Below are 15,581 nucleotides of genomic sequence, written 5' to 3'. Positions count from 1 at the left end.
GTGCCTCCGGCACCTGCACCGTCGGCAAGGGCGGCGGGGCGGGCGGATTGAAGCCTTCGTTTCTAGGCACTTGCACCGGGCGGAACTCTTCATGCGGCGTATTGTCGACCGTCGGTTCCCGCTCGCCGCCGGAAAGAAGGAAATAGAGGACGACACCAACGCCGGCGATTGCCGCCGCCACGGCGATTGGTCGCATCACCCCAACCCCGGAGCGCCTCACCTGACCGCCAATCGCGGTATCGGTTTCGATCGAGTGATAGTTCGGTTCAGACATCGGGGCCTCCCTATCGCGATTTTGATGACGAGTTGGCACCAGCCGAACCGAGACGCTTCGGCGCCACGGCGCCCTCGATCGGCGCCGGCACATCGGCGGGAGTGGTCCTCAGATTGAACAGGCAGGTCTCGTTCTCGGTGCCAAAACGAAGCGTCCACTGCCGCGAGACTGTGTCGATGACGATGTAGTCGGCCTCCCGGCGGTAATTGACGAGGCTCTCTCGCCGTTTGGCATCGACAATGAAGATCGCTGGCACGTCGCCGGTGAACTTCATGAAGGTCTTCAGGCCGTCATCGAACACCCACAGGGGCTTGGCGGCATCGCTGCCCTTGAAGCCATAGTCGTAATTGACCTTGTCGCGGCGGATGTTCTTGATGTTGGGATTGCGTTCTGCATCCTGCGCCTGCTTCCACAATTCGGCCGTTCCCTTCAACCCGGCATCTTCTGGATAAATGAACCGCAGCTTGAAGGTCTGGTTCTGGATCGACCTGCTATCGTTGACCTCAAGGTCGAACGAGTAGGTTCGTTTCGTCGTCACCACGGAGAGGTTTGTCGGCGCGTCTTTTTCCATCGGCTTTAGGGTGAGTGAGCGGCGGTCGGCCGATGTCAGGATCTGCCAGGAAACCGTGTCACCCGCGACCACCTGGGTAACCTCTTCGTCCGCACCGAAGAGGATGGTCGTCACCATTCCGTAAGTCCCGGTGACGACGAAGACCTGTTCGGCCGAATAGGGCAAGGTCCGAACCCGCGGATCGAGCCGGCCAGGCCGGGCAGTCAATTCCGCATGAACCGAAGAGGCCATCAGCAGCAGTGACAGCGTTATTCCGACGCTCGCTCGCCTCATGGGACGAGCCCCGACGGCATGGTCTCGGGAACCTTGACATATTCGGTCACGACGAAACCAAGGGGATTATAAAGCCGGACCCTGTTGCTAGCTGGCAGATTGATCTGGCGGTAGCGGACCGTCGCCGACCAGCGATTGACGACGTCGCCGCCGCGCCGGCGCTCCCTGGTCTCGAAGCGCACTGCCATGGTCGTTGCGTTGAGCGGATTGACGGACAGAATTTCCGGCCGGATCTCGCCCGATGTTCCCATGGTCTTGACCGGACCTCTCGGATTGGAAGGGTTCATCCATTCCGAGTAGTCTTTAAAAGCCGGCGAATCCGGGTCCGACCAAAGGGCGATCATATCGAAGTTTTCCGAGAGGTAGCGCGGATCGTAGGTCTCGCGTCGGATGACGTAGTTGCCGACGAAGGAGGCACGAACGGCTTGGATTTCGGAAACGTTTGCCCGGTCCTTGCCGAGCGTCGTCACGGTTTCCATGTAGCCGGTGTTCTTGTCGACGATGAGCGGCACGACCTCCGTTCGGACGAGCGGGAAGAGCTGCGCGACGGAGAAAGACAGCACGCCGGCCACGATCCAGCCCGCCACCGCAAAGACCAGCAGGATGAGACCGATCAGGGTCCGCAGCGAGCGGTTCTTCTCCCCCCATGAGAGGTGTTGATCGTAGATGTCTTGCGGGCCGGGGACACGATCGGCCGGCGCCGGCTTCAATTGCCTTTTGAACAATGCCAAATCTCAAACCTCGAAGTCGCAATGAGTAAAAATCGCTGTTCTCGCTACTACGGCGTCATTCGCTGTTGCGGCGGCGATTGGTGAGCATGCGGCCGAGAGCGCCGGCGCCCGCTACACTGCCGCGGCCCGCAAGCGCCGCAGCGATGACGGCGCCCCGCGGTCCGGTAAGCGTGCCGAGCACTATGGCCGCAGCTTGGCCGGCGCGGGAATTGCTGGAGGAAAGGCGCCTGCGGGCGGTGCTGTAGGCGGTGTCGACACCACCTCCGCCCGGGACGCCAGAGAAGGCCGCCCCATAGGCGAATGTTCGCGCGAAATCCGGCACCTGGAAGATGAAATAGGAGATCAGCGCGAGGTAGAGCACCATGGCGAGCACGATCGCCAGCGCGTTCTCCTTGGTGGCCATATCGCCGTTGATCGTGTCCATCATGCCGATCAGAAAGCCGAAGGACAGACCGGCCATGATGTAGGTGAAGAGTAGCATGAACATGCCGTAGGCAACGCCCCTCACCCAGGCGTCGAAGACAAAGCGGGTGATGCCAAAGAAGTAGCAGAGGATGGCGATAGGACCGATTGCCAGCATGACGGCGGTGATCATCTTGGCAAAGAGCGTGACACCGGTGAGGATCAGCAGCATAGGAAGCAGGCCGAACACCAGCACGATGAAGACGACGACGGCGCCTGTTACATTCGGCAGCCAGCCGGACTCGTAGGAATTGAAGAGCTGCATGGCGAAGTCGTAGACCTTGCGAGCCATGCTGGCGACTTGTTGGGCTATGTCTGCGCCGGCCGATTGACCGCCCATCGCCGAGGATATGGCCGATCCTAGATCCTGCGGCGCCGATAGCACGAACTGGCCGATATTGTCGTAGAAGAGCGCCCAGGACATGATGAGCGTATAGGCAAGCGTGATCTTGAAGGCGGTGATCGCCATGTCCTGAAGCGAAACGCTGGATAGCCCGAGGGCGCCCCAGAGGAAATAAAGGATCAGGAAGATCGCCAGGATGCCGGAAACGAGGTTTCTGTTTTCGGCAAACAGCCCCCAGGCCCGTTCCAGCGACGCCTCGTTGATCTTGTCAAAGTATCGAAGCGCATCGCCATAGAAGTTTATCGCGTAGCTGACGGGATCCATGTCTCTTCCTGAAAATTATTGACCGGTCGCATCGGGCCGCAACCGTCCTTGAGGGCGTCCGCGAGTGCATCCTCAGCGGTGGTGGTCGTGGGCTCGGATACCAAGCCGAGAGCCGGGACCGGATTTTCGTCAGCCGAGCATTTCGCCAGCTGTTCGTACTTCCCGGCGCAACCGGCAAGGGCCGCGAGGCTGACTATCAGCACGAGAACCGCCTTCACTGGTTCTGGTCCTCGAATGCCTTCAGCTGATCCCGAACGGAAGTGCCTTGCGGTTGCGTACCACCGTAACGCATGACGCTGTCCGGTAGGGGCGCGAATGTCTTGAGGTTCTGCGATGAGGTCGCGAGGGCCGCTTTATATTGCTGGTTCAGCAGCATAACCTGGTTGTTGAGCGAGCCGACGGCTTCGTTGGCGGTTTGATTGCCCTGCAGCACCATCTGGGTATTTTGCTCCAGCGCCCCCTTCAGGTCCTTCGCCGTTCCGATCTGCTGGGTTGCCTGCATAAAGGAATTCTGCCGGTCCTTGGTGGCGCTGTTCATCGCGTCGGTCAGCGCAGTCAACGTAGTCAGCGCGTTGACCCCTTGCGAATACGCCTGATTGGCGCCCGAGAGCTCACCGCCCTTGACCGTATCGACCACCATCTTCACCAGGTTGAGGCCATTGATGAGCTTGGCCGCGGTATTCTGGAACTGACCGCCGATGCCTCCGAACACGGCCGCGTTGCTCGACAGCACCGTGCTGAAATCCGGTGCCTGTCCCATAGTGAAGCCATTGCCGGTTGCGAGCTTGGCGAATTGGCTCGCATCCTGCGTCCGGTCGCCGGTGATCGCCTGCAGAGTTTTCGTGGTGTTGTCCTTGACGACTGAGGTGTCCTGCTGGATCTCAGACGACAGGCGCTTGATGTCCTCGCTGATCGAGATGTTTTCCGAGTCCTTGACCGGCACTTGCGCATAAGCGTGAGGGACGGAAACAATGGCGAGCGTCCCTGCGATCACTGCTGTCTTCATTTGCCTAACCTCTCTCGTTCTCAATTTGACGTCGGCCTGGAATCAACGACCGTGACCAGGCCGAGCGCCGGATCCTGCAACGCCGTGAAGGTCGCAACCGCGCCATTTGCCCGTGCCTCATCCTGCAGGTCGGAGAGCCACTGCTGGATCTGTTCCGTGGTGGCGTTGGACGGAACAGCGAAGCAACGCGTGCCACCTGTATCGATGATGTTGGTCGGGCACCGGATCTCGGCCATGACAAGTGAGCCGTCATGGTCTTTCGAATTACCGCCACCACTGCCACGAGCGCTTGCCGACGACGATTGCAGGCCAGACTGAAGGCGCTGCAGATACTGCTGGTTGGCAGCGATCGACTTTCCAAGCAGCTCGTTCCAGACCGAACCGCGTTCGATCTGTACTTGAGTGTTTCGATCGACCGCCTTCTTCAGCTGCTCGCCGCAACCGTTTTCGTAGCTCGCGGTTTCCGGCTCGGCTGTGGTCTCTGCCGGAGGATTATTACCGTTCTGCGCCTTGTTACGCGCATAGTAGGCGGAGACCTTTTTGACGTAGTCCTGCGTCTCGGGGATGTTGGGGATCTGACCGTTCTGCAGCGACTGACGATAGGGACCGGCATTGTAGCCGGCGGCGATCAGGTCATAGCGGTCACCGAACATCCCCTGGAGCTGCTTGATGTATTTGACGCCGCCGCGAATGTTGTCTTGCGTGTCATAGGGGTTGACGCCAAGTTGTGCGGCGGTGCCCGGCATCAGTTGCATGACGCCGGTCGCGCCAACCGCCGACCGCGCCGACTGGCGGAAGCGCGATTCCTGCTCGGCGATTGCCATCGCGAAATTCGGATCGACACCCTGTCGGATCGCCTCCTGTTGAACCATGCTCGCAACTTCCTGCTGGCTTGGCGTGCGAGACGAGGGTGCGGCGGGCGCGGTTGCTCCTCCCATACCGTCGGCGGAGCAATCGGCCGGCGCGCCCGAGCCCTCACCGGGCGCGACACTATCGGTCGTCCCGCCCGAGGCGCCTTTGACCTTCCGGGTATCGTCCTTATAGGACCGATACCAGTTCTCGGTGGCTTGCTGGATCTTCTGGCGGGCCTGGTCGATGACCGGAACCTGGGCATGGCTCGTGCCGACGGGAAAGATGAGAGCGACGGCCAGAGCGCCGGCCGCGGCTCCCTCAAGGTGCTTTGCGTGCTTCATCGACCGTCACCCCATTCCAGTCGCAGAATTTCGAAAGCCAGTTCTTCGGATCCTCGCCATATTCGTCGAGCAGCACCTCGACCTCGCGCACCGTCTCCTCGCGGCCGGACAGCACCTTGATGAATTCCGGCATGTGGGACATGTCGATCCGGGCGATCACGCTGCTCTTTGCGTGCTTGATCAGCATGAAACGCGAGCTCGGATCGCCGTTCTTGACCCAGTCGAATTCTGCTCGCGACAGCCCGAAATGCTCCATGTACGAGCTTTCGTCAGCTTTCGGATTGGCGAAGAAGATATTGGTCGACGTCTGTTCGATGATCGTGCGGCTGACGCTCGAGCGCACTACATCGTCGGCCGATTGCGTACCAAAAATGACAAGACCATTTCGTTTTCGGATGGTCTTGAAATAGTCCTTCATGGTGCGCTTGAACTCGTCGTCGTCGAGCAGCTTCCAGGCTTCGTCCATCAGGTTGATGATCGGCGCCTTGCCGTCGTAGATCGCGTCCAGCCGGTGGAACATGTAAAGAAGGGCCGCGGTGCGGACTGTCGGATCGTCGAGGATCGACGTCATGTCGAAGCCGATCATCAGTCTCGAAATATCGAGATCGTCATCGGCGTTGTCGAAAAGCCAGGCGTACGGTCCCTTATCGACCCATTTGTCGAGACGGGCGATCAAGCTGCCTTCGGTCCTTTCGCTGCCGGCAAGCAGTGCCCGCAGCGACGAAAGACGACGATACGACCTGTCCTTCGTCTTGAGGACCGACTTGATCGCATTGCGGATGATTGATTCTTCCTGCGGGGTTAGGCTTTCGCCTTCCTTCGATGGCTTCAGCATGAAGCTCAGTAACCCGTAAAGGAAAACGCGGTTCTCCTCGGTGTCGTCGAGCAGAAGCGGATTCCAACCCGACGGCTGTCCGGGCTCAAGCGACATGTAGGTTCCGCCCGCTGCACGTACCATGATGTCAAGGCCGCGATCCTTGTCGAAGACGATGGTCTTCAGTCGCGGGCTGACGCGATAGGCTTGCAGGATCAGGAAGGCCATGATGACGGTCTTGCCGGACCCGGTCGGGCCGAAGACGGTCGTGTGCCCAACGTCGCCCTGGTGGAAGTTGAAGAAGAAGGGCGTGCCTGACGTCGTCTCGAAGATCGTGATCGCCGGCCCCCAGTGGTTCCCGTCAGGTTTGCCGTAGGGATAGGCGTGAAAGCTGCTCAAGCCGGCGCAGTTCAGCGTGGAGATCAGCGCACGCCGCGCGATATAAGCCTGGTTGCCCGGCAGTTGCGCCCAATAGGCAGGCTCCGCGTTCAAGTCTTCGCGGACATAGGAGGCGCCGAGCGCGCCAAGTTCGTTGCCGATCAAGGCCACTGCATCGTCAAGCTGGGCGGTGGTTTTCGCGACCGGCATCACAGTGAGATGATGCTCGGTGAACGCAACCCGTTTGCGGGCAAGTTCGTCGCGGGCAATATCAAGATTGGCCTGGACGCTCGATCCGCCTTCGTCGGCCTTCGACATCTGCCGGTCCAGCCGTTCGATCCGGCTGCGCGCGGCCATATCGTCGACAAAGGACATCGACTGGGTCAGCACCAGCTCGAATGGCAGCTTGAGGATATAGTCAAGCATGCCGGCGCCGGTCTCCGGCGGATACTCCTTCAAGGAGACCATCGCCGCGTAGCGGTCATCCTCCGGTATATCGCCCTGCAGGTGGATGATGCGGTTGCCGATCGAGGTTCGGCGCGCCGGCAGCATCTCATCGATCGGGATGTTTCCAAGCCGGATCGGTCGGACGCGTCCGCCATTCAGCAGTGTGTAGAAGAACTCGCATTGTTCGGAGAACCAGACTTTTCGCGCGGCTTCGTCGACGGCCATATCTTCAGAGACATCGCGGAAGACTTTTCTGTTGTCGCCGAGGTCAGCTTGTACGCGTTGCACATCGCGAAGGACCTTCGGCCCATAGACGGAAAGCGACTTCTCGAGCGCTCGAGTTGCCTCGACCAGCTTGTCACGCATAGCCCGGAACTGTTCCTTGCGCACGATCGTGCCGCCGGCGCCCATGAGGCGAGAGAGCGCGGATCCCTTCCTGAACATCGGGCGCACCACCAGCGAGACATAAGTGTCGTTCACGAACATCTCGTTCTTCGAGATGCTCGACTGATAGACGTGATCGAGGCGTTCCATAAAGGGATCGGCGAAGGCCGACGGCAATGATGGCGCGACCTTGCGTCTGATTACATGAGTGTAAAGTGCGAAGCTGCCGATCGAGGAGATCGCACGGAAGGCGGCGTTGCGCTGCCGCTGCAGCATATTGATCGTTTCGATATCAGCCGTTTCGAAGGAAAAGCCGGTGAGCTTCAAGGTCGAGACGAGGCAGTCGTTCTTCAGGCGGATGATACCGTTTTCGATCGGGACGTAGAAAGGAACATGCGTCGCGACATTGCGGTCCGCAAAGATCTCCCAACCCTTCGACAGACTGCCTTTCAGCGATCTCGCCATCGTGTTCATAGCTTACACCCCGTAGGTTTTGACGCCGCCACCGAGCTTTCGGCCAAGAGGGTTGACACCGCACATGCTGAGGCGCCCGACGATCTCGAAAAACCAAAGATCGAGCTTGACGGTGAGCACGTAGAGAATGCTGTGGAGGACCACGAAGGAGACCGGGAACCAGAGAATGGATCCCAGAATCATGAAGACCATCAGCGAAACAAAGCATTCCGCCAGGAAGTAAGTGTACGGAATTCCCATCACCGTTGGCGGCCGCGTCAGAGCCAATATAACCGGATGGGATTCGATATATTCATCGCCTCCGTCGGCCGTGTTGCCCGATCCCGCCATGATCAAGATCCGCTACCAGCGAGGAAATCGACCAGCTCGGCTGCGGCAAACATGCCGGCAAGGCTTCCCCCAACCCGAAGCAGTGCTCCCCAGGACCAGTAGCCGAAGGCTGCAGCGAGAAACATGCCGATGAAAGCGATCGCTCCTACGGATCGGCCGAACGGGCCGGTAAAGAACTGCACGAGCCGGTCAGCGGCATTTTGCAGCGCGTCGAGGTTCTGCGCCGCCGCCGGCTCGTACTGGCTGACGAGCAGGATCAGGCTCGCCGCAAGCACGATCGCGGCATTACCGACCCATTTCCTTCGGGCCATTGAGGACCAGGCAACGCTGCCATAGAGAACGGCTGTCTGGACTGCCAACGCGATGGGATTCATTCAAACACCTCTTCCTTGACGATTTTGACCGGCCCGCCGATATCCTTCCGCGCCTCATCACGCTGAGGACGGACATCTGGTGGGGACGGTGTAGCGGCTGAGAAAACAAGCATGGGGGATTTGGCCCGCTCGGCAGGCCCGGTTCGGCGCTTGGAAGTGGGCACGAACTCCGACGACGAGCCGACTCGTGGGATGGTCGGATCGGCCGCTGTGCCGGTGTAGTATCCGATGACACGCGTGACATAGTCGGCGGTCTCGCGGATCAATGGTAGGGAATGGCGAAGGTCCACGTTGGGCTCGTCGGCATTATAGGCGGCGGCGACCAGCACAGGATTTTTGTACTTGGCGATCAGGACACGAAGGAACCGCGTGCCGGCGCGGATGTTCTGGAGGGGATCGGTCAGGTCGGTCGCACCGAAGGCTTCGCCGATCCGTGGCATGACTTGCATCAAACCGATGGCGCCGGCGGAGCTCACCAGGTCTGGATCGAATGCGGCATTTTCGGCCCGCATCACAGAAAGCACCCAGTTCGGATCAACCTCCTCCTCACCGGCAACCTTCAATGCAAGGCTGGCATAATCCGTGGGGACGCCAGATAAAAGATCCGGTCGGGTCTGTGCTCGTGGCTCGCTGACATTGACATGATGCGCGGTTGCCGGCTCGGCAAGCTCGGGGACGGCGGTTGCCTGCTCAAACGAGTAGACGCTGACTAGCGAATGTACAGCGCGTTCCCGACGGTCATTCGTGCTCCCGGCCGCTGATCCTGATGATCGCCCCGCGATGTCACTAAACCCTCCGATGAACTCCGACGCGCGAGCGCTAATTCGAAGCCCGTCAGTGACCGGGCCGCTAAATCGATCGTTGAAGCTGGCAGAATCGATCGTTGGGATATCGAGCGTCGAAGCAGCGGCGGAGGCCTCCGGATTTGGCGGCACCGCCGCCACCTCGTCAACCTTCAGCTCCATCCGGTTGGCAGCATGCTCGGCCTGCGTCGAGTTTCCCGAGACGATGTAACCGCTGCTGTCGTCTGGGCCGGAGGCGAAACCGGTGAGGAGAAAAGCCGACGTGCCGGCGATCCACAGCGCGCTCCGCGAGGATATCTTGTGGGGTCTATTCACTGGCGAAAGCGGAAAGCTATCCATGACTGAACCAATGCCAACTTATACTTCGGTATAAGTTTTTGAACCGTATTCAGCCGTTGAAATCAACCCTAAAGTTTAACTGGAGTATAATTAATGCGACGCCGCGATGCGTGATGACGAGAGCTTCCTCAAGGGATTCAGTCGTTTAGCCGTGACCATTTATCCGGGGTCCAGCGATACTGAAGCTGTTCGCGGTCTCCCAAAATGCGAGCAAGACGGACCGCGGTTCCCCCCTTCACCAGTATCGAAGCCGCTTCAGCGCCCGAGCTCCCGGAAGAGATTCGGCAAACGAAATTGGGTAATTCCCTCTTTATCCTCGCCACTGGATAGCAGGACAGGATCTGGTAGCGCTCGCCGTTGCCGGCAATCGTCAGGCTCCTCTGCTGGACGGGACCAAGACGCTGGCGTCCGAAGTCAGTGCCATATTCAAGTTCGCATTCGACGATGTTGTCGCGATAGGCTCTGCAAGCTGTGAGGCTGAGATAAGCAAACGGCGCTGGCGGCTGTGGTCGCGGCCGCTCAATCTGGTGACCACATCCGGCCAGCACCATCATCGTGGCCAGAGATCCGAAGAGCTTCGTGAAAAAACGCATAGTATCGCTTTCTAGCTTGCCTGCCGGTAACCGGAATGTTCGAGGGCTTCGAGGAAAAGATCGCGGGCGAGAGCGCAATAGGGCGACGATGCCTGAGCGATGTGAAGCTGGGTGAGCACCAGTCCGAGATCGGAAATGGTCCTCACGACGTCCTTAAGGTCACTGTTGAACGCGTCCCGCAACATCTCGCGGCCATCGTGGCCTTTGATCACGATCGCGTAGTCGTCACGCGCGATGCTGTGCCACAGCTCGATCATGCCGGTTTCGCCGATTGCGCTTTCCGTGTCGCAGACGAGCAGGAGGGCATAATCCGGATCGCGCATCGCGCTCTCCTCTATCGAAGTCTCCCCACGAAATTCCGTCAGCACCACGTCAGAGGCAAAAAGCATCAAGCGCTCGTTCACCAGAAGGCGCTTCTGACCTAGCCTAACAAAGCCGTTCATCACGGCGGAGCGAATTGCAGCGGGCGGAAGGTTCTCTGCGCAGTGTTCGCAAATCGATGTTAGTCTGCCGCTCAGGAAGGCGAAGGTGCTGTGGAAGCGGTTGACGACGGATCGTTCGACATGTTCGGTCTGACCGCCCAGCGCCTCAACGAATGCGAACGCATCAAGCCGTCTGTTGGGCTTCGTCAGTATGTCGTTTCCCGACGTCGAGCCTGCGTCCCCCACCAGGCTCGAAGGGCCAACCACGACAGCGGCGGACCGCGTCTGTGCACCACAGCCTGGGCAGTCCACTGAGAATGGCACCTTGTACCATTCTTTCGTCAGGAGGGATCGATTGTGTACCAGTGTCAAACCCTATTCTCGAAAAAAACGGAACACCGCCTGGCCCGCAGCCTAGATCAAATGACTAACTTATACTCCGGTATAATTTTATCAGCAGCAGGTCGCTTGCTCAAGCGGGAAAAGCCTGTGTCTAAGCTCCGTGGTACATGAGTAGATGATCGGTTGCGATAGAGGCATCGCCGCGGTCTTGGTTGTTGCGAAAACCGCAGCAACCACGATTGCGATTGCAATTGAGTGTTGTCCGAAGACGCAGATCTTCTGGACGCGCTTTCACCGTTTCGCCAAATGGGTGAACCCCTCATTCGCCGATGCGTCGGATCGCTCAAATGCCTATTCACGGAATAAGCTGTTCGCTGAGTGGCCCAATCGGGCGCCCACGCAACCCCCGATTCCGCGATCGGCCCAATCACCGATTCACTGATTAACTGAATCGGCTGGCCTCCCATTCGCCCGATCGGTGCCGCCCCATTTCACGGAGTTGCTATTTCGCCGATCTGCCGTTTCACCGGATAGCCCAATCGCCGCTTCACTCATTCGCCGACGTGCCGATAGGCCCAACCGGTGACGCACCTATTCACGTTTACGCGGATTCGCCTGTTTGCACATTCGCAATCCGGTCCAATCGGCGAACCACCTATCGGCGCGACCGCCCATTCGCTGATTAGCGCAAGCGTCTGACCTCCAAGATGCTACTGCATTTCACGGCGGCCGGAGGCTCTTGCCCCAAAGAGCCGGCTCCCCAACCCGCTCCTACCAGCTCAATGCCTCTCGCTCATGGCCTTATTTCGTTTGAGAATTGCAAGGTCGGAAACCCTCTCTCGCCTTTGAGGCGATCGCCCCTCGGGCGAAACGGCTAATGGTATACCATTAGCCTATCCTGCCATCTCTCACCAACTGCCCTGGACGCCGTGCCCGAGGCGCCAATGCTGTTGCGAGTCGTTAGACTAAGCAACAGCGATCACGGGCCCGGAGCCTGTGATCCGCGCCGGAGGAACAGCACGGTGGACAGGGCAGTTGGTGAGAGATGCTGAAGCGAGCCGTCGTCGTGAGCTGTCGGGACGTGCGTGACCGAAGGGAACGGGCATCGATGACATGCGAACGATGAGACGGCGAGCGCACCGCAGGAGAGGAGTATTACCTGTAGCGGATGCCCGAAGCAGGAGGGCGCAGCACAAGGTAATACTCCTCTCCGTCTTGTTTGGGGAAGTCGCGGCAGCGTCCTTCTACCGGCCCGAGAGGCCGGGCGGGTCGCGACCCGCTCCGCAGGGAGAGGGGTGTTTGAGGGGAGAGGCGGTAAGTCTCTCCCCTCAAGATCGCGCGCCGGCTCGATGCCGGCAACCGATCAAGGAAATGGAGATGGCGAGAGACGGGCGAAGCCGTCTCTCGCGGGCATGTTAATCGTAGACGACGCGTGCGATGCTGATGCCGATGATTGTCTCGGCGCGGATGGCGCGGAGGATCGGTGCAAGTGTGCCCAATTCGGCATCGGTGAGGTCGACAAGGCTCGGATAGCTGATCGAGACGCCGTCGCAGTCTGCAGAAAGCGCATAATGCCATTCGCCGTTGTTGATACGGTACTCATACGTGGCGAAGTCGATTTCGAGGTCGTCAAGCAGCGTAATCCGGAAGCGAACGAAGCATTCCTCTTCGCCCTGAAGCTGGAAGGCGGTGAAACCTTCCTGGTCCGTCTCGCTGGCGAGCTGGCGCTCCAGCGCCATGATGGACCGCAGCCGCGCAATTGCGCATGCCAGCCCCTCGGCGAGCCTGTCATGCAGTTCCAACAAGAAGTCGTCCGCGCAACCGATGCGATTTGAGAGGACGATAAGCCTGAAGCCAGCAAGCACGGCGAGTTGATGGACGTAGTACCAGTCATCGGACATATCAGTGTCTCCTTTCTGTCTCTGACGAAAGGAGGCCGCACCGTAGCCGCGAGGGGTCGGGGATCGCGGTGCGCGACCGCCAGCGGCGGCAAGCGGAGGAGCCGATTTTCTGGCGATGGCCTGAAGGGACGACGACGGAAAATTGGAGGGGCCGCGCTGTCCTTGACGCCGGAGTGGCGGGTGCACAATGGGACGTCAGAGAGAGATAGACACGGCGCCCATGGCGCCGTGTCCGTATCCGGCGTTCAGCCGGCCATGCACTTTATCCTCGGCCCGTGGTCGCGGAAACGTCGCGCCGACGGGGCGATATCAGCGAGAGGGGCGTGACCCGAATGGGACGAAAACCCGCCAGGGGTTCGGTGAGCGACAGCGAATAGCACCGTCCGCCGCAGGCAGCTCGCCCGTACTACGCAACAAACCCATCATCGCCGTGAATCAGTCGACAGCGACCGATTCAAATATGTCGTTGGACGCAAAGTCACGCCTGTCCGATTCTGTATTTCATGATCGCGCAGCCCTACCAGCTCTATGTCGAACGCACGGACGCCAGCAAGAACATGGCCCGCTACTATGCCATGTCGATCGAGCCCGACCTGTTCGGCGAAGCTTGCCTCATCCGCCGATGGGGCCGCATTGGTGCCAGGGGCCAAAGACTAATCCATCATTTTAAGAGGGAGGAGGAAGCGGTCGGGCTCTTCCTCCAACTCCTGTGTCAGAAGCGGAGGCGCGGCTACGGCCCGAGAGCGAATTTCTCGCGAGAGGCGATTTCCTAAGCGACGGCGGAAGGATGGCGACGAAGCGAAGCTTCGGGCCTGTCGCGCCGGTCGATCCGGCGCGACAGGCCAAGCGACGTGGTGGAAGCCGCCTCAGAAGGGCGGCTCGGCGTCGATTACACCCTCCTGTTCGGCCATGATCACCTCGAGCTCGGCGCAGGCGAGTTCCAGCTCGGCCTCGATCTCGCGGCGCTCGACCCGGTCGTACGTTGCATTCATTTCGCGGAACAGCTCTTCAATGTGTTGTTCCAGAAGCATCGTCGTCGTCTCCTTGACGTTTGTGAAAGACGACGCGCGCGGACATGGGGGCGTGGCGGGGTCAGGGATCGCGGTACGCGACCGCCAGCGGCGGCGAGTGGGGGTGCCGATTTTGTTGGAGCGCAGGGAACCGGAGCGGAGGCAAAATTGGGGGCACCGCTCGTCCTTGAGGCCGTCATGCCCCCATGGCACCCTCGGACGGACTGAGCAGACATTACCTCTCCGTATCGCACCCGAACCCGAAGGCGGGCTCGATGCCCGTCTTCGGGTTATCTCATATCTGACCACGCGAATAACTGTGGAGATTCGGGGCTTTCCGTGCCATTTACCGCGTCGCGTCGATGACAGCTCGGGTCGGAAATGACAAGGATTCTGCATCTGAATCGATGCGGAGACGAAAATGACCACGACCAACGAAATCGCCGACAAGATCGCGACCGAGCATGGCCTCACCAAGGTTCAGGGAAAATCCATCGTCGAGGCGGTGATCGCCTCGATTACCGAAGCTGCGGTTGCCGGCAACGAGACATCGCTGCCCGGCTTCGGCAAGTTCAAGGTGAAGGCGACACCGGAGCGTGAGGCACGCAACCCGGGTACGGGTGCGACGATCAAGGTTGCCGCGGCCAAGAAGCTGGCGTTCACGCCGGCAAAGGCGCTGAAAGACGCACTGAACAAGTAATCTTGCTGGCCAGGCAAAAAAATAGCCCGGCGCCGTGCCGGGCTATTTCGTTTTTGGTTTGCGTCAGCGAGTGGATGTCCGCTCAAGAACATCTTGGATGATCGAGTCGCTGACCGCGTGATGGGCTTCGCGGGCATGGTCGTCCAGCAGCTTGTGAAGAATGCCGGATGCCATGGGTATGAAATCGAAACCGCGCACGATTGCTGCGGTCCATCGTTGCGACAGTGTTTCGAACTCCCGGAGGTCCGTGCCCAGCCAGAGTTCAAGATCCTCGCCTTCGGCATCCGGAACTGCCTGGAGGAAGAACGTCTGAAGCGGGCGGTCGTAGCCGATGATGGCATCCGGGCCTGAATGGCGGGATGCGGTTCGGGTGACAGCAATCGTGTAGCGGCTCATGGCCAACTCCTTGGAATGGGGGGATGCCGGCCCCGATTTCGGGGCCGGCAATCCGGTTCAGGCTGGGCTGTTCCAGAGGATGACCTTCTTGCCGGGTTCGCCGCCGGGTGCCGGGGCGACGTTGCCGAAGATCACGCCGATCTCGGGTGCCTCGAGCGTCACAGAGAGATATTCCTCGCCGGTCTGGCGGGAGATGCGGTTCCAGCAGGCGCCGATCTCAAAGCCGGTCTTGCGGTGAATGACACGAAAGTCGGGGGCTTCCTTGCTCGCCTTGTTGGCGTTGGGGACGATGGCGATCGGGGCGTTGACGCGGATGGTGGCGAAGACGCCTTCGAGAGTGCCGTCGGTCTTTTCGGTAAGGGTTGCGATCGTGGTAGCCATGGGATTGTCTCCAATGAAAGAACACAAGGGCAAGAACGCTTATTTTCGCGGCTTTTCCTTGGGTTCGGTTATGTTTTGACCGGCGTTTGGGCCCGATCAGTTAAAGCTTCTCGGTTCGCAGAACGGGTTTTTGCCCGCCTGCGGTTCTGAACCATTCTCCAATTCGTGACCCTAACGCCGGTCTGTTTCCCGGCTTCGGTCACAGAGTGGCGTTCGGCTCCCGGCTTCCCATTCTCCTTTAAGAGCGCAACCCAGGCCTGCCGGGCTCGCTAGCTTCCCATCAGGACAACCGGGATATCGTCGACGACATGCCTTC

17 protein-coding genes and 1 pseudogene are annotated in these 15,581 nt (G+C 59.8%); 2 read left to right on the top strand and 16 right to left on the bottom strand.

The genetic code is table 11. The annotated features are described in order from the left end of the window. The 13 genes and pseudogenes from C5L12_RS26215 to C5L12_RS26145 form a co-directional block, all read right to left on the bottom strand. A pseudogene (locus C5L12_RS26215) lies at positions 1-274 on the bottom strand (type IV secretion system protein VirB10); the annotation flags it as partial. A 10-nt stretch (positions 275-284) separates the two neighbouring features. Then, positions 285-1,118, bottom strand: a complete 834-nt coding sequence (locus tag C5L12_RS26210; RefSeq protein ID WP_105374974.1) for a TrbG/VirB9 family P-type conjugative transfer protein — start codon at positions 1,116-1,118, stop codon at positions 285-287. Continuing rightward, a complete protein-coding gene (locus C5L12_RS26205) occupies positions 1,115-1,849 on the bottom strand; it encodes a VirB8 family type IV secretion system protein (protein ID WP_105374973.1) in 735 nt (244 codons plus the stop codon). The genes C5L12_RS26210 and C5L12_RS26205 overlap by 4 nt, the downstream gene beginning before the upstream one ends. A gap of 55 nt (positions 1,850-1,904) precedes the next feature. Continuing rightward, positions 1,905-2,978 carry a TrbL/VirB6 family protein gene (locus tag C5L12_RS26200; RefSeq protein WP_105374972.1) on the bottom strand — a complete coding sequence of 358 codons (1,074 nt, stop codon included), beginning with the start codon at positions 2,976-2,978 and terminating at the stop codon, positions 1,905-1,907. A gap of 214 nt (positions 2,979-3,192) precedes the next feature. Beyond that, positions 3,193-3,984 carry a conjugal transfer protein gene (locus C5L12_RS26190; RefSeq protein ID WP_105374970.1) on the bottom strand — a complete coding sequence of 264 codons (792 nt, stop codon included), beginning with the start codon at positions 3,982-3,984 and terminating at the stop codon, positions 3,193-3,195. A gap of 20 nt (positions 3,985-4,004) precedes the next feature. Beyond that, positions 4,005-5,177: a lytic transglycosylase domain-containing protein gene (locus C5L12_RS26185; protein ID WP_105374969.1), complete on the bottom strand. Its 1,173-nt coding sequence runs from the start codon at positions 5,175-5,177 to the stop codon at positions 4,005-4,007. Then, complete coding sequence (locus C5L12_RS26180) at positions 5,155-7,674, bottom strand: VirB4 family type IV secretion/conjugal transfer ATPase (protein WP_105374968.1); 2,520 nt, start codon at positions 7,672-7,674, stop codon at positions 5,155-5,157. The genes C5L12_RS26185 and C5L12_RS26180 overlap by 23 nt, the downstream gene beginning before the upstream one ends. Positions 7,675-7,677: 3 nt before the next feature. Further along, the gene (locus C5L12_RS26175) at positions 7,678-8,004 is read right to left on the bottom strand and encodes a VirB3 family type IV secretion system protein (protein WP_105374967.1); all 327 of its coding nucleotides are present in this window, start codon (positions 8,002-8,004) and stop codon (positions 7,678-7,680) included. Positions 8,005-8,006: 2 nt separating this feature from the next. Continuing rightward, positions 8,007-8,378, bottom strand: coding sequence for a TrbC/VirB2 family protein (locus C5L12_RS26170; protein WP_105374966.1), 372 nt, complete (start codon positions 8,376-8,378; stop codon positions 8,007-8,009). Further along, positions 8,375-9,343, bottom strand: coding sequence for a lytic transglycosylase domain-containing protein (locus C5L12_RS26165; protein WP_245423038.1), 969 nt, complete (start codon positions 9,341-9,343; stop codon positions 8,375-8,377). The genes C5L12_RS26170 and C5L12_RS26165 overlap by 4 nt, the downstream gene beginning before the upstream one ends. Positions 9,344-9,657: 314 nt before the next feature. Then, on the bottom strand, positions 9,658-10,113 hold the full coding sequence (locus C5L12_RS26160) for a hypothetical protein (protein WP_105374964.1): 456 nt from the start codon (positions 10,111-10,113) through the stop codon (positions 9,658-9,660). A gap of 11 nt (positions 10,114-10,124) precedes the next feature. Then, positions 10,125-10,502 (bottom strand): hypothetical protein, encoded by a 378-nt coding sequence (locus C5L12_RS28875; protein ID WP_245423037.1) that lies wholly within the window; start codon positions 10,500-10,502, stop codon positions 10,125-10,127. A 1,790-nt stretch (positions 10,503-12,292) separates the two neighbouring features. Beyond that, positions 12,293-12,778 (bottom strand): hypothetical protein, encoded by a 486-nt coding sequence (locus C5L12_RS26145; protein WP_105374962.1) that lies wholly within the window; start codon positions 12,776-12,778, stop codon positions 12,293-12,295. 503 nt (positions 12,779-13,281) lie between these two features. Here C5L12_RS26145 and C5L12_RS26140 point away from each other — a divergent pair. After that, positions 13,282-13,551, top strand: coding sequence for a WGR domain-containing protein (locus C5L12_RS26140; protein WP_105374961.1), 270 nt, complete (start codon positions 13,282-13,284; stop codon positions 13,549-13,551). Positions 13,552-13,644: 93 nt separating this feature from the next. Here the strand turns inward: C5L12_RS26140 and C5L12_RS28495 are convergent, their stop codons facing one another. Then, positions 13,645-13,809: a hypothetical protein gene (locus C5L12_RS28495; protein ID WP_170109138.1), complete on the bottom strand. Its 165-nt coding sequence runs from the start codon at positions 13,807-13,809 to the stop codon at positions 13,645-13,647. A 400-nt stretch (positions 13,810-14,209) separates the two neighbouring features. Between C5L12_RS28495 and C5L12_RS26130 the strand changes: the two genes are divergently transcribed. Beyond that, complete coding sequence (locus C5L12_RS26130) at positions 14,210-14,488, top strand: HU family DNA-binding protein (protein ID WP_105374960.1); 279 nt, start codon at positions 14,210-14,212, stop codon at positions 14,486-14,488. Between the two features lie 63 nt (positions 14,489-14,551). On the opposite strand, the gene C5L12_RS26125 is transcribed toward C5L12_RS26130, so the two are convergent. Then, positions 14,552-14,884, bottom strand: a complete 333-nt coding sequence (locus C5L12_RS26125) for a hypothetical protein (RefSeq protein ID WP_105374959.1) — start codon at positions 14,882-14,884, stop codon at positions 14,552-14,554. Between the two features lie 57 nt (positions 14,885-14,941). After that, a complete protein-coding gene (locus C5L12_RS26120; RefSeq protein WP_105374958.1) occupies positions 14,942-15,265 on the bottom strand; it encodes a DUF736 domain-containing protein in 324 nt (107 codons plus the stop codon). Positions 15,266-15,581 lie beyond the last annotated feature (316 nt).

It is taken from the genome of Neorhizobium huautlense (assembly GCF_002968575.1).
GTDB classification, from domain to species: Bacteria; Pseudomonadota; Alphaproteobacteria; order Rhizobiales; family Rhizobiaceae; genus Neorhizobium; species Neorhizobium huautlense.
This window is presented reverse-complemented; position numbering and strand designations above follow the sequence as displayed.

What these genes read in the sequence shown, in the direction of transcription:
- C5L12_RS26210 (WP_105374974.1), bottom strand. Translation starts at nt 1,118, where the DNA reads ATGAGGCGAGCGAGCGTCGGAATAACGCTGTCACTGCTGCTGATGGCC.
- C5L12_RS26200 (WP_105374972.1), bottom strand. Translation starts at nt 2,978, where the DNA reads ATGGATCCCGTCAGCTACGCGATAAACTTCTATGGCGATGCGCTTCGA.
- C5L12_RS26190 (WP_105374970.1), bottom strand. Translation starts at nt 3,984, where the DNA reads ATGAAGACAGCAGTGATCGCAGGGACGCTCGCCATTGTTTCCGTCCCT.
- C5L12_RS26185 (WP_105374969.1), bottom strand. Translation starts at nt 5,177, where the DNA reads ATGAAGCACGCAAAGCACCTTGAGGGAGCCGCGGCCGGCGCTCTGGCC.
- C5L12_RS26180 (WP_105374968.1), bottom strand. Translation starts at nt 7,674, where the DNA reads ATGAACACGATGGCGAGATCGCTGAAAGGCAGTCTGTCGAAGGGTTGG.
- C5L12_RS26175 (WP_105374967.1), bottom strand. Translation starts at nt 8,004, where the DNA reads ATGGCGGGATCGGGCAACACGGCCGACGGAGGCGATGAATATATCGAA.
- C5L12_RS26170 (WP_105374966.1), bottom strand. Translation starts at nt 8,378, where the DNA reads ATGAATCCCATCGCGTTGGCAGTCCAGACAGCCGTTCTCTATGGCAGC.
- C5L12_RS26165 (WP_245423038.1), bottom strand. Translation starts at nt 9,343, where the DNA reads ATGGAGCTGAAGGTTGACGAGGTGGCGGCGGTGCCGCCAAATCCGGAG.
- C5L12_RS26160 (WP_105374964.1), bottom strand. Translation starts at nt 10,113, where the DNA reads ATGCGTTTTTTCACGAAGCTCTTCGGATCTCTGGCCACGATGATGGTG.
- C5L12_RS28875 (WP_245423037.1), bottom strand. Translation starts at nt 10,502, where the DNA reads ATGCTTTTTGCCTCTGACGTGGTGCTGACGGAATTTCGTGGGGAGACT.
- C5L12_RS26145 (WP_105374962.1), bottom strand. Translation starts at nt 12,778, where the DNA reads ATGTCCGATGACTGGTACTACGTCCATCAACTCGCCGTGCTTGCTGGC.
- C5L12_RS26140 (WP_105374961.1), top strand. Translation starts at nt 13,282, where the DNA reads ATGATCGCGCAGCCCTACCAGCTCTATGTCGAACGCACGGACGCCAGC.
- C5L12_RS28495 (WP_170109138.1), bottom strand. Translation starts at nt 13,809, where the DNA reads ATGCTTCTGGAACAACACATTGAAGAGCTGTTCCGCGAAATGAATGCA.
- C5L12_RS26130 (WP_105374960.1), top strand. Translation starts at nt 14,210, where the DNA reads ATGACCACGACCAACGAAATCGCCGACAAGATCGCGACCGAGCATGGC.
- C5L12_RS26125 (WP_105374959.1), bottom strand. Translation starts at nt 14,884, where the DNA reads ATGAGCCGCTACACGATTGCTGTCACCCGAACCGCATCCCGCCATTCA.
- C5L12_RS26120 (WP_105374958.1), bottom strand. Translation starts at nt 15,265, where the DNA reads ATGGCTACCACGATCGCAACCCTTACCGAAAAGACCGACGGCACTCTC.